Source organism: Pseudomonas sp. JL3 (genome assembly GCF_031570575.1).
GTDB lineage: Bacteria > Pseudomonadota > Gammaproteobacteria > Pseudomonadales > Pseudomonadaceae > Aquipseudomonas > Aquipseudomonas cucumis.
The window spans coordinates 203,166-228,525 of the sequence record NZ_JAKWJK010000007.1 but is presented as its reverse complement, the minus strand read 5'-3'; the positions used below and the strand labels follow the sequence as shown (position 1 = coordinate 228,525).

Below are 25,360 nucleotides of genomic sequence, written 5' to 3'. Positions count from 1 at the left end.
GTGAAATCACTGGTGCTCCGTGTGGCAATGATTTTTTGTAGGAATAATCCGTTTTGTTTGTAGGCTATGTCTCTCGCTACGAGTGGCCGGGGGGTGCGGCATGCCATGGATGAAACGACTAGGCTATGGTGCGGGCTCTAAAAATTCGAACAGCGAAAATTGGACTTGCCCATGAATAAAGTGCTGATCGTGGATGATCACCCCGTCATTCGTCTTGCGGTACGTATGCTAATGGAACGTCATGGCTACGAAGTCATTGCAGAGACAGATAATGGTGTGGACGCATTACAACTTGCCCGTGATCTTATGCCGGATATTGTCATTCTGGATATTGGAATACCGAAACTGGATGGGTTGGAAGTCATCGCGCGTCTGACATCAACGGCGATGCCTATAAAAGTACTGATCTTGACCTCCCAGGCGCCAGGGCACTTTTCCATGCGCTGTATGCAATCGGGCGCCGCCGGATATGTCTGCAAACAACAGGACCTCACTGAGTTGCTCAGTGCAATAAAAGCCGTGCTATCAGGTTACAGCTACTTTCCCAATCAGGCTCTGCATACTGTGCGTTCCAGTCTTGGGAACGCCAGTGAATCTGATATGGTGGATCGTTTGTCCGGGCGCGAGATGATGGTCCTGCAACAGTTGGCCCGAGGAAAGACAAACAAGGAGATCGCCGATGGAATGTTCCTCAGCAATAAAACCGTCAGTACTTACAAGACCCGTCTTCTATTAAAGCTCAATGCTCGCTCACTGGTCGACCTGATCGAATTGGCCCAACGCAATGGCCTGGTATGAAGCTACCAGCGCTTGTCGAGGCGAGATGAACGGGCGTTTATCAGGGGTCGGCACTTAGTAAAAAGCCTCCGTTTCGGGAGGCTTTTAAGTGTTACAAGTCAAAATCGTAATCGGCCAATTGCTTCTGCAGTCGGCGCTCCTCCAGCAGATTGTCGATGGTGCGGCGTTTGCTCAGGTTGGTTTTTGCCGTTTCCACTACCGGCTCAGCGTCATCGGCCTCAACGGGAGTGAAGTCGTCTTCTACGTCCAATTGCTCTTTGCCAGTACTCATAAGGTTAACTCCAGGCTAAGGCTGCCTTTGGCGCTCCTTATATCGACAATTTCCCGGCGGGTAAAAAAGATTTTTTCAATCGAGTCATCAAAAAAACTAATAGAGCCTCAATCGTCCGAAGTCTTTTGCTTGTATTCGCACAAGTCCTCGATTCGGCAGCTGCCACAACGCGGCTTGCGGGCCAGGCAAACGTAGCGCCCGTGGAGAATCAGCCAATGATGGGCGTCGAGCAGATATTCCTTCGGCACGAATTTCATCAGTTTCTGTTCCACCTCCACCACATTCTTGCCCGGAGCAATGCCGGTACGGTTACTGACTCGGAAAATGTGAGTGTCCACGGCCATGGTCAGCTGACGAAAGGCGGTATTGAGCACCACGTTGGCGGTCTTGCGCCCGACGCCCGGCAATGCCTCCAGTGCCTCGCGGGTCTGCGGTACTTCACCGCCATGGCGCTCCATCAGCAAGCGACAGGTTTCGATCACGTTTTTCGCTTTGCTGTTGAACAGGCCGATGGTCTTGATGTACTCCGACAGCCCTTCGACGCCCAAGGCATGGATAGCCGCCGGCGTATTGGCCACCGGGAACAGTTTGGCGGTGGCCTTGTTGACGCCGACATCGGTCGACTGCGCCGAGAGGATCACGGCAATCAGCAATTCGAACGGTGAGGAGTAGGCCAGTTCGGTTTTCGGTTCAGGGTTGTCTTCGTGAAACCTGCGGAAAATTTCAAGACGTTTTGCGGCATTCATGGGCGATGCGTTTCCTCGAAAGCGGTCAAAGTGAGGCCGCGGGGCGGCGGGTCCAGGCCTGATGTGCGGCGATCAGCAATCCCAACAGAATAAACCCGCCAGGGGCCAGAGTGGCCAGGTGCAGGCCACCGTCGTCGATCAGCGTCCAGCCTTGCCAGTCCGGTTGCGTGGCCCCGGCCATCCAGGACAGATGGCTACCGAGTGTCCCGTTGCCGAGAAGCTCGCGCAGCAGGCCCAGGCCCACCATCAAGGCGCCGAACAGGCCACACAGACGCAGTCGATCACGCCATGTGCTGTGAAAATAACCGTTGTGTTCCAGCACGACGCATTGCAAGGCGATCAATCCTGCGTAGAGGCTCAGAGGCTGGTGCCATTGGAGCGACCAGGCTTGCATGGCGAGTTCCACGCAACTGGTCAGCGTGGCGGCCAGCAACAGGCAGGCAAGCAAATGTGTTGCCGGAATCAGTCGCGAACGCAAGACGCCCATGCTCACGCCGTAAGCGCTGAGCACCAGGGCGAACATCAGCCACAGGCCCAGGGCCGTTACCAATGAATCAGTGACGCCGATCAAGGGCGTAAGCATCAGCGAGTTCTGCAGGGTTGATGACTTACTCATGGGCACTGCTCCCGATCAGCGGTTGCCGGTGTTCATCGAAGTAGCGCAGCGCGTCATGGGTGGCATTGATCACTGCTCTTGAGGTGATGGTCGCGCCGGCGATCTGATCGAATTGCCCTTGGTCCTTTTTCAAGGCCCAGCCATTGTCATCGGGGTCGGTTAGAGACTTGCCGGTAAACACCTGCAGCCAGGCATTAGGCCAATCGGCAAGCTTGCCGCCCAACCCAGGGGTTTCCGATTGCTTGAGGGTTTTGACCCCCATTAACTTGCCTTGGGGGTCTATGGCGATCAGCAACTCAATGGAGCCTGTGTAGCCCAGTGTCTGGCTGCGCAGCAACACGGCGCTCGATTGACCAGTCTTGGACGCCAGGTAGCCACCCAACAGTGTGCTGTTGGCCAAGGGAGTGCTTTCGAGGCTGAGGGGGTGTTCCAGTGGCTGATTGTCGTAGCTGCCGGGCGGTAGCAGATCCAGTAACTGGCGGCTGTCGATCAGGCGTTGTTCGGCGGCAACGCGCGTGGCGCCGGTGTGCTGCACGAGGTAAGTCGCGCCCATCCCCAGGCCTGCCAGCACTACCAGGATCACAGCGTTCGTCGCTCGGTTCATGGGGCAACTGGCTCCTGCCTGGACGCGGCAAACCGCTCCAGCGCCGGTACACAAAGGTTCATCAGCAGAACCGCAAAAGCCACACCGTCCGGATACCCGCCCCACGTCCGAATCATATAAGTCAGTAACCCCACGCCTACGCCGAACAGTAATCGGGCGGTGGGGCTTTTCGCGCCGGATATCGGTTCTGTCACGATGAAGAAGGCACCGAGCATGCTCGCGCCGGTGAACAGATGAAACAGTGGCGAGCCATGAGAGTCGGAGCCCGTACCGTTCCAGCACAACAGGCTGATGATGAACAGACTGGCGAGCATGCCGACCGGCGCATGCCAGCTGAATACCCGCCGCTGCAGCAGAAACGCACCGCCTGCCAGAAACGCCAGGTTGACCCATTCCATGCCTCGGCCACCAAAACGGCCGAATGCCGGGTTGCCGGCGAACAGTTCTTCCATGGTCAGGCTTTTGTTGATTCGCAGACTGTCCAGCGCCGTGGCCTGGGCCCACGCATCGGGTGCCTGACCGAAGCTGAAGCCGAACACCTGTTGCAGCCCACCAAACAAATCCATGCCATGGGACGCTGGCCAATGGGTCATTTGCTGGGGAAACATCACCAAGACCAACGCGAAACCGAGCATCGCCGGATTGAACGGATTCTTGCCGACGCCGCCATACAAGTGCTTGCCGAAAAACAGTCCGAACGCCGCAGCACTGACCGTCAGCCACCACGGGCAATAAGGCGGCAAGGCCAGCGCCAACAGCGTCGCGCTGACCAGCGCACTGCCGTCGCTCAGCGTCGGTTTTATCGGTTGCTTGCGCAGCTGCAACACTGCCGCCTCAACGGCCAGTGCGGTGATAGCCGCCAGAATCAGGTTGATCAATACGCCCCAGCCGTACAGCCAGAACAACATCAGCATCCCCGGCACGGTGGCCAGCAATACCAGCTTCATGGCCTGCTGAAGGCGTTCATCCACCGATTCAAGGGGTGACATAGGCATCCACCTGACGCTCGGCTTCGTTGAGCGCATGTTGCAACGCTTCGATCTGTTCGGCTGGGGCTTCGCTTGTCTGAGCTTTCTTGAGTTCGGCGCGGCGCATGGCCAGCTGGATCTTCGCCCGTTTCAACTCGGCATCTTTTGCCGGCGCAGGTGCCGCAGAGACCGGCGGTGTGCTGCTCTCCAGTTGCCCCAGTGCCTGTTCGGCGGCTTCGAACTGCTGTTGCAGCACGATCAGTTGCGATTGCTGCTCGAAGGTTGGCGGATGCCCGAAGGCCTTGAGCGATTTGTTCAGCTGCGCCCGACTCATCGCCAGATCGACCTTGGCTTTTTTCAGTGCTGCATCGGCATTGGCGGCCTTCTGTGTGCGGACGCGCTCGAGTGCGGCCTGAACCGGGTCGAGCGTCACTTCGCTGTGCTGCACGGCGCGTTGGGCACGGGCCTGGCGTTCGGCGAGTTTCTGTTCCTCTTCGCGATGCAAACGGGCATTGCGCTGTTCGAAACGGCGTCGCGCGTGATTGCGCTTGGCGGCCCGGGCCTGTTGTTCCTCCAGGCTGAACGCCAGCCCGCCGACAATCGGCAAGACTGTGGCCAGCGGTAGCGGATGCATCTCGATGCAATCCACCGGGCAGGGCGCCACGCAGAGGTCGCAACCGGTGCATTCGTCGACGATGACCGTGTGCATGAATTTCGCCGCGCCGACAATGGCGTCGACCGGGCAGGCTTGAATGCACTTGGTGCAGCCGATGCATTCGGCTTCGCGGATGTAAGCGATCTGCGCGGGTGCCGAACCGCGACTGACATCCAGTTCCAGCACCGGCACTTTCAGCAGGTCGGCCAAGGCCGCGATGGTTTCGCTGCCGCCCGGTGGGCACTTGTTGATCGGCTCGCCGTTGGCGATGCCTTCGGCGTAGGGTTTGCATCCAGGGTGGCCACACTTGCCGCATTGGGTCTGCGGCAAAAGGGCGTCGATGCTTTGAATCAGACTCATGTTTTAATCAGTCCGCTGAATCCGAGAAAAACCACCGCGATCAATCCGGCGCCGATCAACTCGATCGGCAGGCCGCGAAAGGGCAGGGGGATATCGTTGTCGAGTGTGCGCTGGCGCAAGTCGCTGAACAGACTCAGAACTAGCCAGAAACCCAGCCCGGCGCCAAGGCTCAGGGCTATGGCGTGGAAAATTCCCTTGTTGTTCTGAGCGTTGAGCAACGTCAGCCCAAGCACCCCGGCATTCCCCAGCAGCAGGGGCCAGAGGCCATCGAATGAAAGTTTCGCCAATAACCGTGAAAGCAACTTCAACAGCGGGCCGATCAGCAGAACGCTCAACGGCAGGAATACGAACAGACGCAGCGAGGTCAGCGCCAACGGCACCAGTAGCCAATGGTAGAGCGCATAGCCGAGTATGCCGACGATCAGCATCAGGCACGTTGTCGCGATGCCCAGCGCGTGGACCTGTGGCTGCTCGCTGGCCAGCACCGGATCGACGCCCAGCGGCCAGTGCAACACGAGATTGTTGATCAGGGCGGCGCTGATAAGCGTAAGAAGCAGTTCGGTCATGATCGTGCCGGCAAGGACAGGGCTTTCTCAAGGGCTCTCTAAAAGAGATTAGGCATTATCCGGCAAGGAAGGAGGGGGGGCCAGACATGAAAATCCCACAGTCGCGCCGGGCACGACTGTGGGATCGGTTTACCGCAGGGTTTTACTTAATGCGCTGACCCGGCTTGGCGCCGCTGTCAGGGCTCAGCAGGTAGATTTCTTCACCGCCAGGGCCGGCCGCCATCACCATGCCTTCGGAGATGCCGAATTTCATTTTGCGAGGCTTGAGGTTGGCGATCATCATGGTCAGGCGACCATTGAGCTTGGACGGGTCCGGGTAGGCGCTCTTGATGCCGGAGAACACGTTGCGTTGCTCGTCACCGATGTCCAGGGTCAGGCGCAGCAGCTTGTCGGCACCTTCCACTGCTTCGGCTTTGACGATCAGCGCCACGCGCAGGTCTACAGCGGCAAAGGCGTCGAACTCGATTTCTGGCGACAGCGGATCCTTGGCCAGTTCACCGTTGCCGGCCGGTGCAGCTTCGCCGGTGTCGGTTGCGCTGGCGGTCAGGTCTTCTTTCGAGGCGTCGGTCATGGCTTGCACTTTTACCGGGTCGATGCGGGTCATCAACGGTTTGAACTCGTTCAGCTGATGGTTGCTGAGCAAGGTGGCGTGGTCGTTCCAGGTCAGCGGGGCGACATTCAGGAATGCCTCGGCATCGGCGGCCAGCAACGGCAGCACCGGTTTGAGGAAGATCACCAGTTGACGGAACAGGTTGATGCCCAAGGCGCAAATGGCCTGGACTTCATCCTGCTTGCCTTCCTGTTTGTTCAGCGACCACGGCGCCTTGTCGGCGATCCAGGCGTTGGCGCGGTCGGCCAGGCCCATGATTTCGCGCATGGCACGTGCGAAGTCGCGAGCCTCGTAGGCATCGGCAATGCTCGGTGCTGCGGCCAGGAAGGCGTCAGTCAGTTCCGGCGCGGCGTTGCCGGCTACCAGTACACCGGCGTTGCCTTTATGGATGAAACCGGCGCAACGGCTGGCGATGTTGACGACTTTGCCGACCAGGTCGGAGTTGACCTTCTGCACGAAGTCTTCGAGGTTCAGGTCCAGGTCGTCGACGCCACGGCTCAGCTTGGCGGCGTAGTAGTAGCGCAGGTATTCCGGCGACAGGTGATCCAGGTAAGTCCGCGCCTTGACGAACGTACCGCGGGACTTGGACATCTTCTGGCCGTTGACGGTCAGGTAGCCGTGTACATTGATGCCGGTCGGTTTGCGGAACCCGGCGCCTTCGAGCATGGCGGGCCAGAACAGGGCGTGGAAGTTGACGATGTCCTTGCCGATGAAATGGTACAGCTCGGCGGTGGAGTCTTTGCCCCAGAACGCGTCGAAATCAAGTGTAGGCGTGCGGTCGCAGAGGTTTTTGAAGCTGGCCATGTAGCCGATTGGCGCATCCAGCCACACGTAGAAATACTTGCCCGGCTCGTCGGGAATCTCGAAGCCGAAGTACGGTGCATCGCGGGAGATGTCCCACTGTTGCAGGCCGGCATCCAGCCATTCGGAGATCTTGTTGGCGACGGCTTCTTGCAACGTACCGCTGCGGGTCCAGGCTTGCAGCATTTCCTGGAAGTCCGGCAATTTGAAGAAGAAGTGCTGGGAATCCTTGAGCACCGGGGTGGCGCCGGAAATTGCCGACTTCGGATCTTTGAGGTCGGTCGGCGCGTAGGTCGCACCGCATTTTTCGCAGTTGTCGCCGTACTGGTCTTCGGTGCCGCACTTCGGGCAGGTGCCCTTGATGAAGCGGTCGGCCAGGAACATTTTCTTTTCCGGGTCGAAGTACTGAGTGATCGAGCGCGTGGCGATGTGCCCGGCGTCGCGCAGCTTCAGGTAAATCTGGCTCGACAGCTCACGGTTTTCTTCGGAGTGAGTGGAGTGGAAGTTGTCGAAGTCCACCAGGAACTCGGCAAAGTCGGCGCTGTGTTCAGCCTGGACGTTGGCGATCAGTTGTTCCGGGGTGATGCCTTCCTTTTCCGCGCGCAGCATGATGGCCGAACCGTGGGCGTCGTCGGCGCAGACATAAATGCATTGATTACCGCGATGCTTCTGGAAGCGCACCCACATATCGGTCTGGATGTATTCCAGCATATGGCCGAGGTGGATCGAACCATTGGCATAGGGCAGGGCGCTGGTGACGAGGATCTTGCGTGGCTCGGACATGGGGCTCGGCTACTTGATGAAACGGAGGTCGGCCACTATAAAGCGCCGGCGCATATTTTTCACCCCCACGGCCTGCCTCCACGGACCTTTGTAGCAGCTGGCGAAGCCTGCGTTCGGCGGCGAAGCCGTCGCCTATCCTGCCACCTCGATCTACCTGAAACACCGCATTGTCTGGTTTTACGACGGCTTCGCCGCCGAACGCAGGCTTCGCCAGCTGCTACAGGGCGCGTCTGGTCATGGGATATTTGTCATATTCTGAAAGCATGCCGTCCAGGCGACAGAACGGTTAGGATACCTCCCTGATTTTCCAGTCTTGCTATCGGAGTTGCCCATGAGCGCCGTCAATCGCGCAGCGGTGGAAGCCGTCCTTCGCCAATACACCGACCCTTACCTGAACCAGGACCCGGTCAGCGCCGGGTGCGTGCGTAGCATCGATATCCAGGGTGATCGCGTCAGCGTCCAGCTGGAACTGGGTTACGCCGCCGGTCTGTTCAAGAGCGGTTGGGCGCAGTTGCTGCAACTGGCCATCGAAGGCCTGGACGGCGTCGTCACCGCGCGCGTCGAGATCACCAGCGTGATCGCCGCGCACAAGGCCCAGGCACAGATTCCGGGTTTGGCCAACGTCAAGAACGTCGTGGCCGTGGCGTCCGGCAAGGGCGGCGTGGGCAAGTCCACCACCGCTGCCAACCTCGCGTTGGCCTTGGCCCGTGAAGGCGCCAAGGTCGGGATTCTCGACGCGGATATCTACGGTCCGAGCCAGGGCATCATGTTCGGCATCCCTGAAGGCACCCGACCAAAGGTCAAGGATCAGAAGTGGTTCATTCCGATTGAATCCCATGGCGTCGAAGTGATGTCCATGGCCTTCCTGACCGACGACAACACGCCGATGGTCTGGCGCGGGCCGATGGTCTCCGGCGCCTTATTGCAACTGGTCACGCAAACGGCCTGGGGCGACCTGGATTATCTGGTCATCGACATGCCGCCAGGCACCGGCGATATCCAGCTGACCCTGGCGCAGAAAGTCCCGGTGGCCGGCGCGGTAATCGTGACCACGCCGCAGGATCTGGCATTGCTGGACGCGCGCAAGGGCGTGGAGATGTTCCGCAAGGTCAACATCCCGGTACTGGGCGTGGTGGAAAACATGGCCGTGCACATCTGCTCCAACTGCGGGCATGCCGAGCATCTGTTCGGTGAGGGGGGCGGTGTGAAGCTGGCCAACCAGTACGGTGTCGAACTGTTGGCTTCATTGCCACTGTCGATGCTGATTCGCGAACAGGCCGATGGCGGCAAGCCAACGGTGATCGCCGAGCCCGACAGCCAGATTGCGATGGTTTACCAGGAACTGGCCCGCCATGTGGGGGCGCGGATTGTGCTGCAGGAAGCCGCGACGCCGGCGATGCCGAACATCACCGTCAGCGACGATTGATCCGCTGAAAAGAGATCGCAGCCTCGCTTCGCTCGACAGCTCCTACAGGTGTAAGCCAATCCATGTAGGAACTGTCGAGCGAAGCGAGGCTGCGATCTTTTGATCTTGCCTTAGATGCGCAACCCGCCATCCAATTCCAGAATCCGACCGGTGTAGTAGTCGTTCTCGAAGATGTACGCTGCCGACTGAGCGATCTCTTCAGGTTTACCCATGCGCTTGAGCGGAATCCCGGACGTCATTTTCTCCAGCGCTTCGGGCTTCATGCTCAGGGTCATCTCGGTTTCGATGAAGCCCGGCGCAATGCCCGCCACGCGAATGCCGTAACGTGCCAGTTCCTTGGCCCAGGTCACAGTCGCCGCAGCGACACCGGCTTTGGCGGCGGAGTAGTTGGTCTGGCCAACGTTGCCGGCGCGCGAAATCGACGAGATATTGATGATCGCGCCGCTGTTGTTCAGCTCGACCATTTTCGCCGCGACTTCACGGGTGCACAGGAACACACCGGTCAGATTGACGTCGATGACCGCCTGCCATTGGGCCAGGCTCATCTTGGTCATTTCGCCGTCCTTGAGCTTCAGCAGCAGGCCGTCGCGCAGAATGCCGGCGTTGTTGATCAGCCCATGGATCGCGCCGAAATCGTCGGCCACCTGAGCGGCCATATGGGTCACCTGTTCTTCATCGGCGACGTTGCACAGGTAGGCCCGAGCCTCGACACCCTTGGCTTTGCAAGCCGCGACGGCGGCGTCGAGTTTTTCCTGGTTCAGGTCCACAAGGGCCAGCTTCGCGCCACGACCTGCAAGATACTCTGCCATGGACCGGCCTAACCCCTGGCAACCGCCGGTGATAATGATTACTTTGTCAGTGAGTTGCATTCGCATAGCCCCGTTAGCTGGTCAGAGTGGATTTCTTGTAGGGTGCGCGGGCCCGCCGCACATGAGAACTGCCTGATGGCGTCCTGGGAACTTTAGCCCAGTTGTCCGTCCGTTTTCGACGGATTCTACATAAGGAGTCATAAATTGAGCATTAAAGTTGCTAAGAACGCCCGAGAATTGCTTCTCAAGGAATACCGTGGAGTGCTGTCGACCCACTCCAAAGCGATGCCCGGTTTTCCGTTTGGGTCCGTGGTTCCCTATTGCCTGGATGAGCAGGGCCGGCCGCTGATCCTTATCAGCCGCATCGCTCAGCACACTCACAACTTGCAGAAAGATCCAAAATGCTCGCTGTTGGTGGGTGAGCGTGAAGCCGAAGACGTACAAGCCGTTGGTCGCCTGACTTACCTCGCTGAGGCAGAAAAGCTTCAAGACCCCACTGCCATCGAGGCGGCAGCCGAGCGTTACTATCGCTATTTCCCGGACTCGCAGAACTATCACAAAGCCCACGATTTCGATTTCTGGGTGCTCAAACCGATACGTCACCGCTACATCGGCGGTTTCGGTGCGATCCACTGGATCGATCAGTTGACCCTCGCCAACCCGTTCGCCGGCAAGGCCGAAGTGAGCATGGTCGAGCACATGAATGCTGATCACGCTAAAGCCATCGCTCACTACGTCGAGCTGGCGGGGCTGCCAAAAACCGCTCCGGCGCAATTGGCCGGTATCGACACCGAAGGCATGCACTTGCGCATCGGTCAGGGGCTCTACTGGCTGCCGTTTCAAACGCCCTGTAATACGCCGACACAAGTCCGGGAAGCCTTGGTTTTCCTGGCTCACGCCGAGCATTGGCCGAAAAATGAAGTGGCCGACGCTTGAATTCACGAAACGGCGACGTCATCTAAGGAAAACTGGCAAGGCATTCTTGCGTTGAGGAACCATTTGATGCGCCCTTTTTTATTGCTCTTTGTACTGTTCCCGGTGTTGGAGCTGTTCGTATTCGTCAAGGTCAGTGGGGCGATCGGGTTTTTCCCGGCCCTGCTGCTGATCATTCTCGGCTCGATGCTCGGCGTGTTCGTGCTGCGTATCGCCGGTCTGGCTACTGCGCTACGCGCCCGTGAAAGTCTGAACCGCGGCGAGCTGCCGGCCCAGACCATGCTCGAAGGCCTGATGCTGGCCCTGGCGGGCGGTCTGTTGATCCTGCCGGGCTTCGTCACCGACGTGCTGGGTCTGATCATGTTGCTGCCGATCTCTCGTCGACTGCTGGCCAACAAAATGCGTCTGCGCGCCGAGGAACAAGCGATGCGTCAGCGTGCGTTCGCCGATGACCTTCAGCCACGGGGCGGTCCTGCTCCGCAGCAGCCATTGGGCCGTGAGCCCAATGTGATCGAAGGCGAGTTCGAGCACCGCGACTCCAAGTAACACTTCCATCGACACGGCACCTTCGGGTGCCGTGTTGGTTTTCAGGGCATTGACGTAAAAATTTTTCGCTCCCCGCCCTTGAAATAAGCTTGTGCGCCCTTATGTAACGGTCACCGCAAGGTTTCTGGCGATCACGCCAGACAGACTTCCGCGGTTCGCTCGACGAACCGCACCCGGCGCCGCCGGATTTGTTAAACCCGCCGGGACTACACCGGCCGATGAAAACCACAATTAGGAGAGATCGACAATGAAGCTTCGTCCTCTGCATGACCGCGTCGTCGTCCGTCGCAGCGAAGAAGAAAAGAAAACCGCTGGCGGTATCGTCCTGCCAGGTTCGGCTGCTGAAAAGCCAAACCAGGGTGAAGTCCTCGCTGTAGGCCCAGGTAAAGCACTGGACAACGGTGAAGTGCGTGCGCTGGCCGTGAAAGTGGGTGACAAGGTTGTGTTCGGCCCTTACTCCGGCAGCAACACTGTGAAAGTTGACGGCGAAGACCTGCTGGTCATCGGCGAGAGCGAAATCCTCGCTGTCATCGAAGGCTGATTCCCCGCTCATTTTCCCGTTACTACAAAGTATTTAAGGAATATCGATCATGGCTGCTAAAGAAGTTAAATTCGGCGATTCCGCCCGCAAGAAAATGCTCGCCGGTGTCAACGTCCTGGCTGACGCAGTAAAAGCGACCCTGGGCCCTAAAGGCCGTAACGTGATCATCGAGAAGAGCTTCGGCGCTCCGACCATCACCAAGGACGGTGTTTCCGTCGCCAAAGAAATCGAGCTGAAAGATCGCTTCGAAAACATGGGCGCGCAGCTGGTCAAAGACGTTGCCTCCCGTGCCAACGATGACGCAGGCGACGGCACCACCACCGCTACCGTTCTGGCTCAATCGATCGTCAACGAAGGCCTGAAAGCCGTCGCTGCCGGCATGAACCCGATGGACCTGAAGCGCGGTATCGACAAAGCGACCATCGCGATCGTCAAAGAGCTGAAAGCCCTGTCCAAGCCTTGCGCTGACACCAAGGCCATCGCTCAGGTCGGCACCATCTCGGCCAACTCCGACAGCTCCATCGGCGACATCATTGCCGAAGCCATGGAAAAAGTCGGCAAAGAAGGCGTGATCACTGTTGAAGAAGGCTCGGGCCTGGAAAACGAACTGTCGGTTGTTGAAGGCATGCAGTTCGACCGTGGCTACCTGTCCCCGTACTTCGTCAACAAGCCAGAGACCATGACTGCCGAACTCGACGGTCCGCTGATCCTGCTGGTCGACAAAAAGATCTCCAACATCCGCGAAATGTTGCCAGTCCTGGAAGCCGTTGCCAAAGCCGGCCGTCCACTGCTGATCGTGGCCGAAGACGTTGAAGGCGAAGCCCTGGCGACTCTGGTTGTGAACAACATGCGTGGCATCGTCAAAGTCGCAGCCGTCAAGGCTCCAGGCTTCGGCGACCGTCGCAAGGCCATGCTGCAGGACATCGCCGTTCTGACTGGCGGTACCGTTATCTCCGAAGAGATCGGCCTGAGCCTGGAAAGCACTACCCTGGAACACCTGGGTAATGCCAAGCGCGTGATCCTGTCCAAAGAAAACACCACCGTGATCGACGGCGCCGGCGTTGAGGCTGATATCCAGGCTCGCGTACTGCAAATCCGTCAGCAAGTGGCTGACACTTCGTCCGACTACGACCGTGAAAAACTGCAAGAGCGTCTGGCCAAGCTGTCCGGCGGCGTTGCAGTGATCAAGGTTGGCGCTGGTTCCGAAGTAGAAATGAAAGAGAAGAAAGCCCGCGTTGAAGACGCCCTGCACGCTACCCGTGCAGCCGTTGAAGAAGGCGTGGTACCTGGCGGTGGCGTGGCACTGGTTCGCGCTCTGCAGGCTATCTCCGAGCTCAAAGGCGACAACGATGACCAGAACGTTGGCATCCAGTTGCTGCGTCGCGCTGTTGAAGCGCCGCTGCGCCAGATCGTTGCCAACTCCGGCGACGAGCCAAGCGTAGTTGTCGACAAGGTCAAGCAGGGTTCGGGTAACTACGGTTACAACGCTGCGACCGGCGAATACGGCGACATGATCGAAATGGGTATCCTGGACCCGGCTAAAGTGACTCGTTCGGCTCTGCAAGCGGCTTCGTCGATTGCCAGCCTGATGATCACCACCGAAGCCATGATCGCCGAGATCAAGGACGACGCACCAGCTGGCGGCGGCATGCCAGACATGGGCGGAATGGGCGGCATGGGCGGCATGATGTAAGCCAGCCTTACCCCGTACATAAAAACCCCGTCTGCGCTAAGCAGGCGGGGTTTTTTATTGCCTTCAATTTGGTCCGCCGGGAGACCGAGTCGCGGCCATCGCGGGCAAGCCACGCTCCCACAGGATCGGCATCAACCCTGTGGGAGCGGGCTTGCCCGCGATGGCGTCAGCTCAGACGCTGACAGGCTCCACGTTGACTACTCGCACAGCTTTGGAGGCCGGTCGATAAAGGATGTAGTAATACGCCCCCAGACAAATCAACCAGCAGAAAATTGCCGTCCACACGTTGTGCGAAAAGAAGTGCGCCCCCTGCATCATCCGGCTGATGGAAAACACCGAGCCCAACGCGAAGGCGAAGACAAACGCTTTGCGTGCCAGACGCGGGCGCCGGTCGCGCAATACGAAGAACAGCGCAAACAACGTGAAACCGGTCGCCGCATGACCACCCGGCCAGCAACGGCCCGGCTTGTCGGTGTGCGGGCGAGGGCTGAGCAGTTCGCTGTAGGTTTCATGCCCGCCGAATTGCTCCAGGCTCCATGGGCATTGCACTGCGGTCACGGCTTTGACCGGAGTGACGAACGACGTTGCCAGCGCCAGAGATAACACCAGGCAGCCCAGTTCGCGCTTGAACGGTTTGAGCCTTTCCAGGAAAAAAGAGCCGATGAAGCCCAGGATGGCGAACACCGAAAAGGCGATGACCACTTGCTTGGCCCGGTCATGCAAAATGTTTTCCAGGAAGTAACTGTGTCGCCCGATGAACTCGCCGGCGACCGGGTCGTAGAACAGCCTGGCAAGGTCCATGTCCAGGGACGTCAGTTCGAGCAACAGCAGGGTGATCGCCGCAATGGCGGGCACTCCCAGGCACAGCCAGACATTCAGTGGCCTGGAAGCGGGGCGGGCAGCGGTCGAAGCCATGGCAAATCCTTGATGAGTGAAATGTTCTGAAGCGCGCAACCGCGGGAGTCTGAACACGCCTCTGTCGTCAGCCTGTGAATCGATGGTGAAAAAGTTGTTAAGGCCCTCTCAGGCTTTTTTTGTCGGATTTACCCCTGCACGCCACCCTGTCCCTGAGCCACACTTGGCCTTAAGCTGCGCGCCAAGACAGCCGTTACTGTGTACGGAGGAGGTGCCGATGCGAATTCTATTGGTTGAAGACAACCGCGATATCCTGGCCAATCTGGCCGATTATCTGGGGCTCAAGGGTTACACCGTGGATTGCGCGCAGGACGGTTTGTCGGGCCTGCACCTGGCGGCCACCGAGCATTACGACTTGATCGTGCTCGACATCATGCTGCCTGGTATCGACGGCTATACCCTGTGTAAACGCCTGCGCGAAGACGCCCGCCGCGACACGCCAGTGATCATGCTCACTGCGCGCGATCAACTGGATGACCGTTTGCAGGGCTTCAAATCCGGTGCTGACGACTATCTGATCAAACCCTTTGCACTGTCCGAACTGGCCGCGCGGATCGAGGCGGTCATGCGCCGTGCCCAAGGGGGCGGTCGCCGTGCCTTGCAAGTCGGTGATCTGAGCTACGACCTCGATACTCTGGAAGTCACGCGCGAAGGCCGCCTGCTGAAACTCAACCCGGTGGGCCTGAAGTTGCTGGCCGTGTTGATGCAGAAAAGCCCCCACGTGCTACGCCGCGAGGTTCTCGAAGAGGCCCTGTGGGGCGATGACTGCCCGGACAGCGACAGCCTGCGCAGCCACGTCCATCAACTGCGTCAGGTGATCGACAAACCGTTCGACAAGCCCTTGCTGCACACGGTGCATGGCGTCGGTTATCGCTTGGCCGAGGGCCGTGATGGAGTTTAAGCAGAGCCTTGCTCAACGGATCATCATCGCCTTTGCATTGATGAGCGCGCTAGTGGCGGGAGCCTTCGCCATGGGCATTGTGGCGACCGTGCACCTGGTGGAAAAAAAACTGATTTCGGCAGGTCTGGGCGGCGATTTGCAACGCCTGTTGCTGATGGACAGCGTGTCGGACTGGAGCCACCGCCCCGAGCCGGACCAGCTGTTCTATTTCAGCGGCGGGCCGGGCGACTTCGAACTGCCCAAGGATTTGCGGCACCTGGACTCGGGCTTTCATGAAGTCTTTCGCGAGCAGCTGTCGTATCACGCGATGGTTGAAATCGTTGACGGTCGGCGTTACGTGCTGATGCAGGACCAGAGCGATTTCGAAGAGCGTGAGCGGGTGCTGTTTGCCGTGGTGCTGGTGGGTTTCGTCCTGAGCCTGGCATTGGCGGTATTTCTGGGCTGGGTGCTGGCGCGCAAAGTCATGGCGCCGGTGGTGCGACTGGCCCGTCAGGTGCGTCATCGGGATCAGCTGCTGGGCCTGGCGCCGCCACTGGCGCCGGACTATGCCGCCGATGAAGTGGGCGAGCTGGCCGTGGCCTTCGACGCCACCCTCGGGCGCTTGCGTCAGGCGTTGACCCGGGAGCGATTGTTCACCAGTGACGTCAGCCACGAGCTGCGGACGCCGTTGATGGTGTTGGCCAGCTCCTGTGAGTTGTTGCTGGAAAACCCCGGCATCGATCAGCGCGGACGTGCCCAGGTCGAGCGAATCGCTCGTGCATGTGCGGAGATGCGCGAGCTGGTGCAAACCTTCCTCATGCTGGCCCGAGCTCAACATGAAGACGCCAGCATGGCCCCCCAGCAGACCCTTAGCCAGGTAGCCGACGGGCTGCTCAGTCAATGGCGCGAGCCGATCGAAGCCAAAGGCCTGATGCTGAACTTTGAGCCGGGCAATCCGCCGGACACCCGCTATAACGCGACCCTTTTGCATGCGGTGATGGGCAACCTGTTGCGTAATGCGCTGCATTACACCGAGCATGGCTACATCCGCCTTTCCCTGACGGATACAGGGTTCGTGGTGGAAGACAGTGGCGTGGGCATTCCCGAGGAAAAACGCGAGGCGATGTTCGAGCCGTTCGTGCGCGGCAACGAGAAACGCGGCGAGGGCCTGGGGCTGGGGCTGTCGCTGGTGCAGCGGATTTGCGAGAATCAGGGCTGGAGCGTCAGCCTGACCAACATGGAGCCCAATGGTTGCCGTTTTCAGGTGGATTTGAGTCCGTCCCTGATCTGACGGATCCTGAATGTCGGTCATGTAAAATCCTGAAATAATCCCGGGTTTTACATGACAAATTTTTCACAAAGGCACGACCTGACACTGACACCACGCTACCTAAGGTGGTAGCCGTCAGATGTTCAGGAGATTGCAGTGATGGCTGGTCCGATCAAACTCGATTTTTCCGAAAAGTACGACGATCAACACGCCCGGAAATATTTGCGCAAGCATCAGGAGGGGCTCGGCCGCCGACTGTCCCACTGGCGTGACGAACAACTGGCGCGAAAAGCGCTGATGCTGGCCGGTGAGCCTGGGTTGGTCCTCGATTTGCCCTGCGGCGCAGGGCGTTTCTGGCCGCTGCTGGCGGAAAAACACAACCGTGTCATCATCGGCGCCGACAACTCGGAGTCCATGTTGAAGATTGCCATGCAGGCACAACCTGCCGAGGTGGTGAAACGGGTACAACCCTTGCACACTTCTGCATTCGACATTGCCTTGCCCGATAACGCCGTCGACAGCATTTTCTGTATGCGTCTGCTCCATCACATCGGTGAAGCCGAGCATCGACTGACCATCCTGCGCGAATTCGAGCGCGTCACCCGTGACAGCGTGATTGTTTCGTTGTGGGTGGACGGCAATTTCAAGGCCTGGAAACGCAAGCGCTCGGAGAAAAGGCGTGGGCAGGAGGGTTACCAGAATCGATTTGTGTTACCGGCTGCCACGGTTGAAAAGGAATTCGAGCAGGCGGGTTTTCGGATCCAGGAACAACTGGATTTTTTACCGCTCTACGCCATGTGGCGGGTATACGTATTACGCAAGAGGTAACAAGATGGCAGTGCAATGTGCAGCACAAACGCAAGTTGCTTCTCAGGACCGCTTTGACTACTTCTGGAACCTGCGCGGTGAATGGGTAGAAGAACCCAATGTCCGTCGCGGTGGGGAAAGTGGCGTGCAGCGCGTCATGGGCAGTGATGGACAGCTGCTCTACACCAAGCGTCAAACCGGGCATATCTATCGCAGCGCGTTACATCCCTTCGGTCGGCCGACGGTGTTGCGCGAGCGTGATGCACTCATTGGCCTGCGGCTGCTCGATGTTCGGGTTCCGGAAATCGTTTTTTGCGGGGCACAGCGCGATCCCGTGCATAAGTGGCGCGCATTACTGGTTACCAAGTCCCTGGATGGCTTCGAGGAACTCGTTCACTGGTACAAAGGTGGCGGTCGCGAGCGTCATGGTGAGGCGGTGCATGATCGCGTATTGAAGGATCTGGCCGACAACCTGGCCCGCATGCACAAGGGCCGTTGGCAGCACAGCTGCCTCTACATCAAGCACGTATTCGTGCGGGTCACCGGTGAAGGCGATTCCGCAAAGGTCGAGGTGGCATTGATCGATCTGGAGAAATGTCGACAGCGTTTTACCGCCCGTCGTGCAGCGGCCCATGACCTGCAGCAATTGCGCCGCCACTCGTCGTTCAGCGATACAGACTGGAAAAAACTCGTCTATTTTTATGAGACGGCGTTTGGCAGCGCTATCAAAGGCTTATAACAATGAAACTCGAAATTGCACGAGGTTTGTTCTTAGCTGGAGCCTTGGCAGTTGCTTCATTGGCGGTGGCAGCGTGGGAGCAGCCCCGTACGCAAGTCCTCAGCTCCGTGCACGGTGACGCGCATTGTCCGTTGCCCCGGGTTGCCAAAGCACCCGTGGCCACTCAACCCGATCATGACTTGTTACTGTTCATGTTCGGACTTTCTCAGGGACTGAGGCCACAAAGTTGAATAGATTGAAGCCCAAATAAAAGGCCTCGCAGATGCGAGGCCTTTTTTGTGCCGATCATTCCCACGCTCTGCGTGGGAATGCCTCTACGGATGTTCCGCGTTCGGCTTTTGATGGGACGCGGAGCGTCCCGGGCTGCATTCCCACGCAGAGCATGGGAACGATCATTCAGCCTTGCGCTCCCACAGGTTTATGGGTGTTCTTCAGGTTTATAGGGCTTGGCCAGCAACGTGTAGATGCACGGCAACACGAACAACGTAAACAGCGTCCCGATCGACATCCCCGTCGCGATCACCGTGCCGATATCGAACCGGCTGACGGCACCCGCGCCCGTGGCGATGATCAACGGCACCATGCCGAATACCATCGCCGCCGTGGTCATCAATACCGGACGCAGGCGAATGGCCGCCGCTTCCTCCACTGCTTCGCGAGGCGACAGCCCCTTCTCCTTGCGTAACTGGTTGGCGAACTGAACGATCAGAATCCCGTGCTTGCTGATTAGCCCGATCAACGTCACCAATCCCACTTGGGTATAGATGTTCATGCTCGACCAGCCAAGGAACAGCGGGATCAGCGCGCCACAGATCGACAGCGGCACGGTCACCAGAATCACCAGCGGATCGCGGAAGCTTTCGAACTGGGCCGCCAGCACCAGGAAGATGATCGCCAGCGCCAGGGCAAAGGTGACCCACAGCGCGCTGCCTTCCTGAACGTATTGCCGTGATGCACCGGCATAGTCGACGGCATAACCCGTCGGCGCTTCTTCCCGAGCGATCTGGCGCACCGTGTCGATGGCTTCACCCATGCTGACCAGCGGCACCCCGGAAAGAATCGCCGAGTTGAGTTGCTGGAACTGGTTCAACTGACGCGGTCGCGCCCGGTCCGTCACGGTGATCAGGGTCGACAGGGGCAGCAATTCGCCTTTGGTGTTCTTCACGTAATAATGGTTCAGCCAGTCGGGGTTATCCCGGAAGGGACGTTCCACCTGCGCAATGACTTTGTAGCTGCGGCCTTCGATGGTGAAACGGTTGATCTCTGCTTCACCCAGCAACGTCGCGAGGGTGCCGCCCAGGTCCTGCATCGATACACCCATTTGTGCGGCCTTGGCGCGATCGATATCCACCACGACTTCGGGTTTGTCGAAGGCCAGGTCGACGTCGACAAAAGCGAACTTGCCGGATTCCATCGCTCTTTTTTTCACCCGGTCCATCACTTCCAGCAATGATTCATAGCTGTTGGCCGAGTTGATCACGAATTGAAACGGCAAGCCTTCGCCGGTGCCCGGCAGGGACGGCAGGTTGAAACCGAAGATTTGCAATCCGGGAATGCTCTCCAGCTTGCTTTGGACCTCGGGCAGGATCTGCATTTGGGTTCGGTCGCGTTCGTTCCAGGGTTTGAGCAGGAAGCCACCGATCCCTGATTGCACGCCGTTGAAGCCGTTGATCTGGAACGAGGAGTAGTACTCGGGGAACTCCTTGAAAATCGCGAGGAACTCGTCGGTGTAGGTGTTCAGGTAGTCGAGGTTGGTCGGTTGCGGGGCATTGGCCATCATGAAGATGACGCCCTGGTCTTCGTCCGGCGCCAGTTCCGACTGGGTGAATTTGAGCAGCACCGGAATCAGGCAGAGCACGATCACCGCGAACACCAGCACCACCGGCCGGGTGTTGAGGGTGCCATGAAGCAGACTCTGGTAGCGGCGCTTGAGGCCTTCGAAGATCACGTCCAGGCGATGGGCCAGGCCGGTAGGGTTTTCATCGTGGCGCAGCAGCATGGCGCACATCATCGGCGACAGCGTCAGGGCGACGACACCGGAGATCACCACCGCCCCGGCCAGCGTCAGGGCGAACTCCTTGAACAGCGCCCCCGTCAGACCGGTCAGAAAACCGATCGGCGCATAGACCGCCGCCAGGGTAATGGTCATCGACACCACCGGCATGGCGATTTCCCGGGCACCCTCGATGGCCGCATCCAGCGGTGTCTTGCCTTCTTCGATGTGCCGGTGGATGTTTTCCACCACCACGATGGCGTCGTCCACCACCAGCCCGATGGCCAATACCATCGCCAGTAAGGTCAGCAGGTTGATCGAGTAGCCCATCATCTGCATGAAGAACATTACGCCGATCATCGACAGCGGAATGGTGACCACCGGGATCACCACCGAGCGCAGGGCACCGAGAAACAGGAACACCACGACGATCACGATCAGCACCGCTTCGAACAGGGTTTTCACCACTTCGTCGATGGAGGCCTGGATGAACAGCGTAGCGTCGTAGGCGATTTCACCTTTCAGGTTCGGCGGCAGCTGGGCTTCCAGGTCCGGCATGATCTTGCGCACTTCCTTGATCACGTCCAGCGGGTTGGCGCCGGGCGTGGCCTTGATACCGATGTACACCGAGGGCGTGCCGCCGAAAGAGCTGATGGTGTTGTAGTTCTCCGCGCCCATCTCGACCCGCGCCACGTCCCGCAGCAGCACGCGACTGTCGCCCTCGACCTTGAGCGGGATCGCGCCAAAGGCCTCGGCGGATTTCAGTTCGGTGTTGGCGTTGATGCTGGTGACCACGTACTCGCCTTTCACTTCGCCGGCGGCGGAGAGGAAGTTGTACTGGCGCACGGCGTTGGTCACGTCGCTGGCGCTCAGGCCGAAACCGGCGAGTTTCACCGGGTCCAGCCACAGGCGCATGGCGAACACCTGATTGCCAAGAATCTCGGCTTCGGCCATGCCCGGCAGGGTCGCCAGTTTCGGCTGGATGACCCGGGACAGGTAGTCGGTGATCTGCGGGTTACTCAGCTCGTCGCTGAAGAAACTGATGTACATCAGCGCCGAGGCGTCTGCGGCTTCCTTGCTCAGCACCGGGTCTTCGGCGTCTTGGGGCAGCTGGTTCTTGACCTCGTTGGCCTTGGCCAGCAGTTCGGTGAACAAGCGGTCGCTGTTGGAACCGACGCGCGCGTAAATCGAGATCACCGAGAAGTTCTGGCGACTGACCGAAGTCATGTAGTCGATGCCTTCGGCGCTGGCCAGACTCTGTTGCATCGGCTGGGTGATGTAGCCCTGGATGGTTTCGGCGTTGGCCCCGGGGTAAGAGGTGGTCACCGTGATCAGGGCGTTTTCCATTTGCGGGTATTGGCGCAGCGGCAACTTGCTCCAGGCCTGGAAGCCCAGCAGCACAATCAACAGGCTGATCACGGTGGCGAGCACCGGACGGCGGATGAACGGGTCGGTAAAAGCCATGGGGATTCCTTGATCAGTCAGCGCGCGGCTGACTGTTCTTCTCGGCTAGGGTCTTGTCGTCGCTGATGGCAATGTGCGCGCCGTGGTCCAGTTTGATCTGGCCGGCTGTGACCACTTTTTCGCCCTTCTGCACGCCTTTGGTGATCATGACCATCCCGTCGCGGCGCTCGCCGGTTTCGATGAAGCGCCGTTCGGCGATCAGAATCGGTTCGCCCTTGTCGTCTTTTTCGAGGCTGCCGTCTTCGGCCTTTTTCTGCGCGACGACGTAGAGCGAGTTGCCATAAAGGGTGTAGGTGATCGCGCTTTCCGGCACGACGATGCGTGGCTGCGGATCGGGCAACAGCACCTGCAGGCTGGCGAACATCCCCGGCAGCAACTTGCCATCGGGGTTGGCCAGGGTGGCGCGTACCATCACGTTGCGGGTGCTGTTCTCGACTTTCGGGTTGATTGCGCTGATGGTGCCGGGAAAGTGCTCTGTCGGGTAGGCCGAGACAATGACCTGTACCGGTTGGCCAAGGGCGATTTTCGGCACGGCCTGTTCGGGCACAAAGAAGTCGACGTAGAGGCTGCTGAGGTCTTGCAGGGTGGCGATCATCGTACCGCTGGCCACGTAGTCGCCGACATCCACCTGACGAATGCCGATGGTTCCACTGAACGGGGCGAGGATGCGTTTTCTCTCCAGCGCTGCCTTGAGTTGATTGACCGTGGCCCGGCTCTTTTGCAACACCGCCGAGAGTCGGTCGAACTCGCCTTTGGAAATAGCCTGGCTGCCCACCAATTGGCTGCCGCGACCGTAATCCAGTTGCGCCAGTCCCAGGTCGGCTTGAGCGGTTGCCAGCAGGGCGGTTTCAACGGAGGTGTCGAGTTGCAGGATCGGCTGACCGGTCTTGACCTTTTGTCCCGACTCGAACTGCACCTCCTTGACGGTGCCGGCGATCTCCAGGCTCAGGTCGACCCCTTGCAGCGCCGTGAGGGTGCCGACCGTTGGCAAACGGCTTTGCCACGGACGTTCGGTGGCGGTGGCCACGGCGACACTTATCGGAGGTTTCGGCGCGGAGAAGCCTTGCATCATCGTGTAGATAGAGAAGGCTTTGTAACCGGCCAGAACCAGCACGATCAGCAGAACAACACCCAACATGATCAGCATGCGGCGACGCAGCATATTTCCAGTTCCTTGGAGAAAATCAGGTGAGACAGGCGGGAACATTACTCCCACTGCGAAGGGGATTCCAACTGTAGCAGCTGCCGAAGGCTGCGTTCGGCTGCGAAGCAGTCGTGAAATCAGCCACCGAGTTGTATCAGGCAAACCGCGGTGTATGGATTACGACTGCTGCGCAGCCGAACGCAGGCTGCGCCAGCTGCTACAGGTCGCATGTTTAGATCAAATGAAGATGGTTGTCCCAGAGCCCGGCAGGCAACTCCAGAGGTTTTGCAACCAGGGTTGTCTGGCGGCAATCGTAGTAGCGGCATCGTCCTTGGCCGGAGGTCACGACAAAACCATCGGCCACCGCCCCGACACCGGCGCAGTCGGGAAGTGGCGCATCCAGGCGTACTTCACCGCTGTCCAGGTTCCAGATAAAAAAGCGGTTGCCCCGCGGCGCGGTCAGGGCGACCAGACGCAGTTCGCTGTGTACGGCGACGCTGGCGGTGTAATGCCCCATGGCCTGCAACTGATGCTCGGGTACCGGGAACGCCACGAACGGTTGGCCGGGACGCTTGATCGCCAGCAGCTCCGATGACTCGTGGGCAGCGCCCATGAACTGCTGGCCGGCGACGATGGTGCCATCGCTGGCAACGCCCAAGTGCCGCACGCTGTTCATCTGCTGGGCCAGTGTTTCCTTGCTCAACAAAGTGCCATCGCGCTGCATCAACACCAGGCTCGGTTCCATCGCGTTGAGGTTCATCTCGACCCGGCTTTCGGCCTCGGTGCGAATGCCGCCGTTGGCCACAATCAGCGTCTCGCCATCGGGCATCCACGACACCTGATGCGGGCCGATACCGTGGGTGGAAAGTTCGCCGCTGTGCACCAGTCGCTCACCTTCGAACTTATACACACCGAGCAGGCCACGGCCCGGATCGGAGGTGTCGTTTTCGGTGGCATACAACCAGTCGCCGCTCTGGTGAATCACTGCATGACCGTAGAAGTGACGGTTCGGCTGCGAGACCACGGTTTGTAGCAACGTGCCGTCGCGCAGGTCGATCAGGTAACTCTCGGTACCCGGACGCCGAGCGACGAACAGCCCTATCGGCAGGGTCGGGTGGTTGATGATGTCGTGGCAACGCTGGCCGACCTGGGTGGCAAACAACCGGGTGCCGTCCAGCCGATAACCGACGGCGTAGTGCTTGCCGTCACCATCGTCTCGCGCCGAGAGCAGCAGCGGGCTTTTGTCCTTTTGCTTGAACAGCGTCCAGCCGCCCAGTGTCACCGCACCCAGCAGCAAACTCCCTAACGTCAGAGCCTGGCGTCGCAGCATGGCACTTGCCCTCATCAGTCACCGTCGTTGGCATTGAAGCCCAGTTGGATACCCAGCGCCTTGGCCAGTTCGCCTTCATGCAGGCGATGGACAACGTTGAGGCTGTCGTAGATCGCGTTGAGCTGCTGGCGCCCGGCATCGTCAGTGAGCATGTCGGTCAGCGAGCGCTGGTTGCTGGCGAGCAGTTTCAGGGACGCTGCGTAGGCCGCGTCGATCTTGTCGGCCAAGGGTTTCTGCTCGCTCGGCAACAGACCGCGCAGGCCTTTGTTGTCGACACCGACCCAGACGGTTTGCGCCGCGCTCAGGCTTGCTTGCAGGCCTTGCAGCGACGATTGGCTGCGCCAGGCATCGGCCTGGAACGGCTGTGGCGTGCCCTTGCTTTGACGGCCCATCGGCGTGCCGAGTTTTTTCTTCAGGGTGTCCAGCGCCGTCACTTGCACGCGCAACAGATCGGCGATCGCTTCGTGGGAGTCGGCGTAGCGCTGGTTCGGGAATTTGCTCATCTGCGCGAGCATGCCGTCGTTGGTGTTCCAACTCGACAGGATCTCTTCGGCCAGTTGCTTCTGGCGTTCGCCAATGGCGGTCAGCAGTGGGCAGTATTTGGCTTTCTGCGCGTTATCGGCCATATCGATCTTGCTGTCGAACAAGATGTATTCATAGGCCGAGAGGCCTTGCACCACGACGCTGGATTTGGTCAGGGCGGCGGCATCGATCTGCGGTTGCGCGATGACCAGTTGCTCGACCTGACGGCCGACCAGGTTCTTCTTGTCCGGCCAGAACTGCACCTGCCACGAACGGTTGCCCTCGGCCAACGGCCCGATCAGCAGCGGTTGCAACTCGGCCCAGGCTTTCTGTGCGTGCAGGAAGTCGGCGCGGGCGGTGTCCAGGGTTTCCTTGCCTTGGCAGAACGCCAGGGCGCTGACCGCCAGTTGACGGTCGGCTTCGACCCAGCGGCTGTAGGTCGGCAGGATCACTTGCTTGGCGATCGCCGCCGACGTGACCGCTTGCGGGTCCTGGGGCGAACAGGCGCCCAGGGCGAGGGCGGCAAGGCTGGTGAACAACAATTTGGGACGGAACATGTCGGGCTCCCGC

At 59.3% G+C, this 25,360-nt stretch carries 25 protein-coding genes; 11 read left to right on the top strand and 14 right to left on the bottom strand.

The window, feature by feature from the left end; genetic code table 11:
• Positions 1–171 precede the first annotated feature (171 nt).
• Positions 172–798, top strand: coding sequence for a response regulator transcription factor (locus tag MMG91_RS15235; RefSeq protein WP_305446715.1), 627 nt, complete (start codon positions 172–174; stop codon positions 796–798).
• A gap of 91 nt (positions 799–889) precedes the next feature.
• Here MMG91_RS15235 and MMG91_RS15230 read toward each other — a convergent pair whose 3' ends face one another.
• The 8 genes from MMG91_RS15230 to metG form a co-directional block, all read right to left on the bottom strand.
• Positions 890–1,069 carry a PA3496 family putative envelope integrity protein gene (locus tag MMG91_RS15230; protein WP_310660054.1) on the bottom strand — a complete coding sequence of 60 codons (180 nt, stop codon included), beginning with the start codon at positions 1,067–1,069 and terminating at the stop codon, positions 890–892.
• Positions 1,070–1,176: 107 nt separating this feature from the next.
• Entirely contained in the window at positions 1,177–1,815 is a 639-nt protein-coding gene (gene nth, locus MMG91_RS15225; RefSeq protein WP_310660053.1) for an endonuclease III, read from the bottom strand.
• A gap of 25 nt (positions 1,816–1,840) precedes the next feature.
• Positions 1,841–2,431, bottom strand: coding sequence for an Rnf-Nqr domain containing protein (locus MMG91_RS15220; RefSeq protein ID WP_310660052.1), 591 nt, complete (start codon positions 2,429–2,431; stop codon positions 1,841–1,843).
• Positions 2,424–3,035 (bottom strand): RnfABCDGE type electron transport complex subunit G, encoded by a 612-nt coding sequence (locus MMG91_RS15215; protein ID WP_310660051.1) that lies wholly within the window; start codon positions 3,033–3,035, stop codon positions 2,424–2,426. The genes MMG91_RS15220 and MMG91_RS15215 overlap by 8 nt, the downstream gene beginning before the upstream one ends.
• Positions 3,032–4,024 carry an RnfABCDGE type electron transport complex subunit D gene (locus MMG91_RS15210; RefSeq protein ID WP_310660050.1) on the bottom strand — a complete coding sequence of 331 codons (993 nt, stop codon included), beginning with the start codon at positions 4,022–4,024 and terminating at the stop codon, positions 3,032–3,034. Before MMG91_RS15210 ends, MMG91_RS15215 begins: the two co-directional genes overlap by 4 nt.
• On the bottom strand, positions 4,011–5,018 hold the full coding sequence (gene rsxB, locus MMG91_RS15205) for an electron transport complex subunit RsxB (protein ID WP_310660049.1): 1,008 nt from the start codon (positions 5,016–5,018) through the stop codon (positions 4,011–4,013). Before rsxB ends, MMG91_RS15210 begins: the two co-directional genes overlap by 14 nt.
• Complete coding sequence (locus tag MMG91_RS15200) at positions 5,015–5,584, bottom strand: Rnf-Nqr domain containing protein (RefSeq protein WP_310660048.1); 570 nt, start codon at positions 5,582–5,584, stop codon at positions 5,015–5,017. The genes rsxB and MMG91_RS15200 overlap by 4 nt, the downstream gene beginning before the upstream one ends.
• A gap of 142 nt (positions 5,585–5,726) precedes the next feature.
• Positions 5,727–7,778 carry a methionine--tRNA ligase gene (gene metG / locus MMG91_RS15195; RefSeq protein ID WP_305446708.1) on the bottom strand — a complete coding sequence of 684 codons (2,052 nt, stop codon included), beginning with the start codon at positions 7,776–7,778 and terminating at the stop codon, positions 5,727–5,729.
• A 331-nt stretch (positions 7,779–8,109) separates the two neighbouring features.
• On the opposite strand from metG, the gene apbC reads away from it, so the two are divergent.
• Positions 8,110–9,204, top strand: coding sequence for an iron-sulfur cluster carrier protein ApbC (apbC, locus tag MMG91_RS15190; RefSeq protein WP_008069516.1), 1,095 nt, complete (start codon positions 8,110–8,112; stop codon positions 9,202–9,204).
• A 110-nt stretch (positions 9,205–9,314) separates the two neighbouring features.
• Here the strand turns inward: apbC and MMG91_RS15185 are convergent, their stop codons facing one another.
• Positions 9,315–10,073 carry an SDR family oxidoreductase gene (locus MMG91_RS15185; protein WP_305446707.1) on the bottom strand — a complete coding sequence of 253 codons (759 nt, stop codon included), beginning with the start codon at positions 10,071–10,073 and terminating at the stop codon, positions 9,315–9,317.
• A 144-nt stretch (positions 10,074–10,217) separates the two neighbouring features.
• Between MMG91_RS15185 and MMG91_RS15180 the strand changes: the two genes are divergently transcribed.
• The 4 genes from MMG91_RS15180 to groL all read left to right on the top strand — a co-directional run bounded on the left by MMG91_RS15180 (position 10,218) and on the right by groL (position 13,726).
• Positions 10,218–10,949, top strand: a complete 732-nt coding sequence (locus MMG91_RS15180; RefSeq protein ID WP_305503075.1) for a HugZ family protein — start codon at positions 10,218–10,220, stop codon at positions 10,947–10,949.
• A gap of 66 nt (positions 10,950–11,015) precedes the next feature.
• Positions 11,016–11,492, top strand: coding sequence for an FxsA family protein (locus tag MMG91_RS15175; RefSeq protein WP_038981886.1), 477 nt, complete (start codon positions 11,016–11,018; stop codon positions 11,490–11,492).
• A 247-nt stretch (positions 11,493–11,739) separates the two neighbouring features.
• A complete protein-coding gene (locus tag MMG91_RS15170) occupies positions 11,740–12,033 on the top strand; it encodes a co-chaperone GroES (RefSeq protein WP_007898444.1) in 294 nt (97 codons plus the stop codon).
• Positions 12,034–12,082: 49 nt separating this feature from the next.
• Complete coding sequence (gene groL / locus MMG91_RS15165; RefSeq protein ID WP_074874047.1) at positions 12,083–13,726, top strand: chaperonin GroEL; 1,644 nt, start codon at positions 12,083–12,085, stop codon at positions 13,724–13,726.
• 171 nt (positions 13,727–13,897) lie between these two features.
• Here the strand turns inward: groL and MMG91_RS15160 are convergent, their stop codons facing one another.
• Complete coding sequence (locus MMG91_RS15160; RefSeq protein WP_310660047.1) at positions 13,898–14,641, bottom strand: phosphatase PAP2 family protein; 744 nt, start codon at positions 14,639–14,641, stop codon at positions 13,898–13,900.
• Positions 14,642–14,858: 217 nt separating this feature from the next.
• On the opposite strand from MMG91_RS15160, the gene colR reads away from it, so the two are divergent.
• From colR to MMG91_RS15135, 5 genes are all read left to right on the top strand, one after another.
• Positions 14,859–15,542 carry a two-component system response regulator ColR gene (gene colR / locus MMG91_RS15155; RefSeq protein ID WP_008069526.1) on the top strand — a complete coding sequence of 228 codons (684 nt, stop codon included), beginning with the start codon at positions 14,859–14,861 and terminating at the stop codon, positions 15,540–15,542.
• Positions 15,532–16,812, top strand: a complete 1,281-nt coding sequence (locus MMG91_RS15150; RefSeq protein ID WP_310660046.1) for a HAMP domain-containing sensor histidine kinase — start codon at positions 15,532–15,534, stop codon at positions 16,810–16,812. Before colR ends, MMG91_RS15150 begins: the two co-directional genes overlap by 11 nt.
• A gap of 138 nt (positions 16,813–16,950) precedes the next feature.
• On the top strand, positions 16,951–17,619 hold the full coding sequence (locus tag MMG91_RS15145; protein ID WP_305446702.1) for a class I SAM-dependent methyltransferase: 669 nt from the start codon (positions 16,951–16,953) through the stop codon (positions 17,617–17,619).
• Between the two features lie 4 nt (positions 17,620–17,623).
• A complete protein-coding gene (locus MMG91_RS15140) occupies positions 17,624–18,337 on the top strand; it encodes a lipopolysaccharide kinase InaA family protein (protein ID WP_310660045.1) in 714 nt (237 codons plus the stop codon).
• A gap of 2 nt (positions 18,338–18,339) precedes the next feature.
• The gene (locus MMG91_RS15135; RefSeq protein ID WP_026331876.1) at positions 18,340–18,567 is read left to right on the top strand and encodes a hypothetical protein; all 228 of its coding nucleotides are present in this window, start codon (positions 18,340–18,342) and stop codon (positions 18,565–18,567) included.
• A 188-nt stretch (positions 18,568–18,755) separates the two neighbouring features.
• Here MMG91_RS15135 and MMG91_RS15130 read toward each other — a convergent pair whose 3' ends face one another.
• From MMG91_RS15130 to MMG91_RS15115, 4 genes are all read right to left on the bottom strand, one after another.
• Entirely contained in the window at positions 18,756–21,794 is a 3,039-nt protein-coding gene (locus tag MMG91_RS15130) for a multidrug efflux RND transporter permease subunit (protein WP_310660044.1), read from the bottom strand.
• 13 nt (positions 21,795–21,807) lie between these two features.
• Entirely contained in the window at positions 21,808–22,956 is a 1,149-nt protein-coding gene (locus MMG91_RS15125) for an efflux RND transporter periplasmic adaptor subunit (RefSeq protein WP_310660043.1), read from the bottom strand.
• 214 nt (positions 22,957–23,170) lie between these two features.
• Positions 23,171–24,268: a DUF1513 domain-containing protein gene (locus tag MMG91_RS15120; protein ID WP_305503068.1), complete on the bottom strand. Its 1,098-nt coding sequence runs from the start codon at positions 24,266–24,268 to the stop codon at positions 23,171–23,173.
• Positions 24,269–24,282: 14 nt separating this feature from the next.
• On the bottom strand, positions 24,283–25,347 hold the full coding sequence (locus MMG91_RS15115; RefSeq protein WP_305503067.1) for an imelysin family protein: 1,065 nt from the start codon (positions 25,345–25,347) through the stop codon (positions 24,283–24,285).
• Between the last annotated feature and the right edge of the window lie 13 nt (positions 25,348–25,360).

Coding starts and splice junctions, on each gene's coding strand:
- MMG91_RS15120 (WP_305503068.1), bottom strand. CDS start 24,268: ATGCTGCGACGCCAGGCTCTGACGTTAGGGAGTTTGCTGCTGGGTGCG.
- rsxB (WP_310660049.1), bottom strand. CDS start 5,018: ATGAGTCTGATTCAAAGCATCGACGCCCTTTTGCCGCAGACCCAATGC.
- nth (WP_310660053.1), bottom strand. CDS start 1,815: ATGAATGCCGCAAAACGTCTTGAAATTTTCCGCAGGTTTCACGAAGAC.
- MMG91_RS15170 (WP_007898444.1), top strand. CDS start 11,740: ATGAAGCTTCGTCCTCTGCATGACCGCGTCGTCGTCCGTCGCAGCGAA.
- MMG91_RS15200 (WP_310660048.1), bottom strand. CDS start 5,584: ATGACCGAACTGCTTCTTACGCTTATCAGCGCCGCCCTGATCAACAAT.
- MMG91_RS15115 (WP_305503067.1), bottom strand. CDS start 25,347: ATGTTCCGTCCCAAATTGTTGTTCACCAGCCTTGCCGCCCTCGCCCTG.
- groL (WP_074874047.1), top strand. CDS start 12,083: ATGGCTGCTAAAGAAGTTAAATTCGGCGATTCCGCCCGCAAGAAAATG.
- MMG91_RS15160 (WP_310660047.1), bottom strand. CDS start 14,641: ATGGCTTCGACCGCTGCCCGCCCCGCTTCCAGGCCACTGAATGTCTGG.
- MMG91_RS15210 (WP_310660050.1), bottom strand. CDS start 4,024: ATGTCACCCCTTGAATCGGTGGATGAACGCCTTCAGCAGGCCATGAAG.
- apbC (WP_008069516.1), top strand. CDS start 8,110: ATGAGCGCCGTCAATCGCGCAGCGGTGGAAGCCGTCCTTCGCCAATAC.
- MMG91_RS15175 (WP_038981886.1), top strand. CDS start 11,016: ATGCGCCCTTTTTTATTGCTCTTTGTACTGTTCCCGGTGTTGGAGCTG.
- metG (WP_305446708.1), bottom strand. CDS start 7,778: ATGTCCGAGCCACGCAAGATCCTCGTCACCAGCGCCCTGCCCTATGCC.
- MMG91_RS15215 (WP_310660051.1), bottom strand. CDS start 3,035: ATGAACCGAGCGACGAACGCTGTGATCCTGGTAGTGCTGGCAGGCCTG.
- MMG91_RS15220 (WP_310660052.1), bottom strand. CDS start 2,431: ATGAGTAAGTCATCAACCCTGCAGAACTCGCTGATGCTTACGCCCTTG.
- colR (WP_008069526.1), top strand. CDS start 14,859: ATGCGAATTCTATTGGTTGAAGACAACCGCGATATCCTGGCCAATCTG.
- MMG91_RS15145 (WP_305446702.1), top strand. CDS start 16,951: ATGGCTGGTCCGATCAAACTCGATTTTTCCGAAAAGTACGACGATCAA.
- MMG91_RS15235 (WP_305446715.1), top strand. CDS start 172: ATGAATAAAGTGCTGATCGTGGATGATCACCCCGTCATTCGTCTTGCG.
- MMG91_RS15125 (WP_310660043.1), bottom strand. CDS start 22,956: ATGCTGCGTCGCCGCATGCTGATCATGTTGGGTGTTGTTCTGCTGATC.
- MMG91_RS15230 (WP_310660054.1), bottom strand. CDS start 1,069: ATGAGTACTGGCAAAGAGCAATTGGACGTAGAAGACGACTTCACTCCC.
- MMG91_RS15185 (WP_305446707.1), bottom strand. CDS start 10,073: ATGCAACTCACTGACAAAGTAATCATTATCACCGGCGGTTGCCAGGGG.
- MMG91_RS15135 (WP_026331876.1), top strand. CDS start 18,340: ATGAAACTCGAAATTGCACGAGGTTTGTTCTTAGCTGGAGCCTTGGCA.
- MMG91_RS15140 (WP_310660045.1), top strand. CDS start 17,624: ATGGCAGTGCAATGTGCAGCACAAACGCAAGTTGCTTCTCAGGACCGC.
- MMG91_RS15130 (WP_310660044.1), bottom strand. CDS start 21,794: ATGGCTTTTACCGACCCGTTCATCCGCCGTCCGGTGCTCGCCACCGTG.
- MMG91_RS15150 (WP_310660046.1), top strand. CDS start 15,532: ATGGAGTTTAAGCAGAGCCTTGCTCAACGGATCATCATCGCCTTTGCA.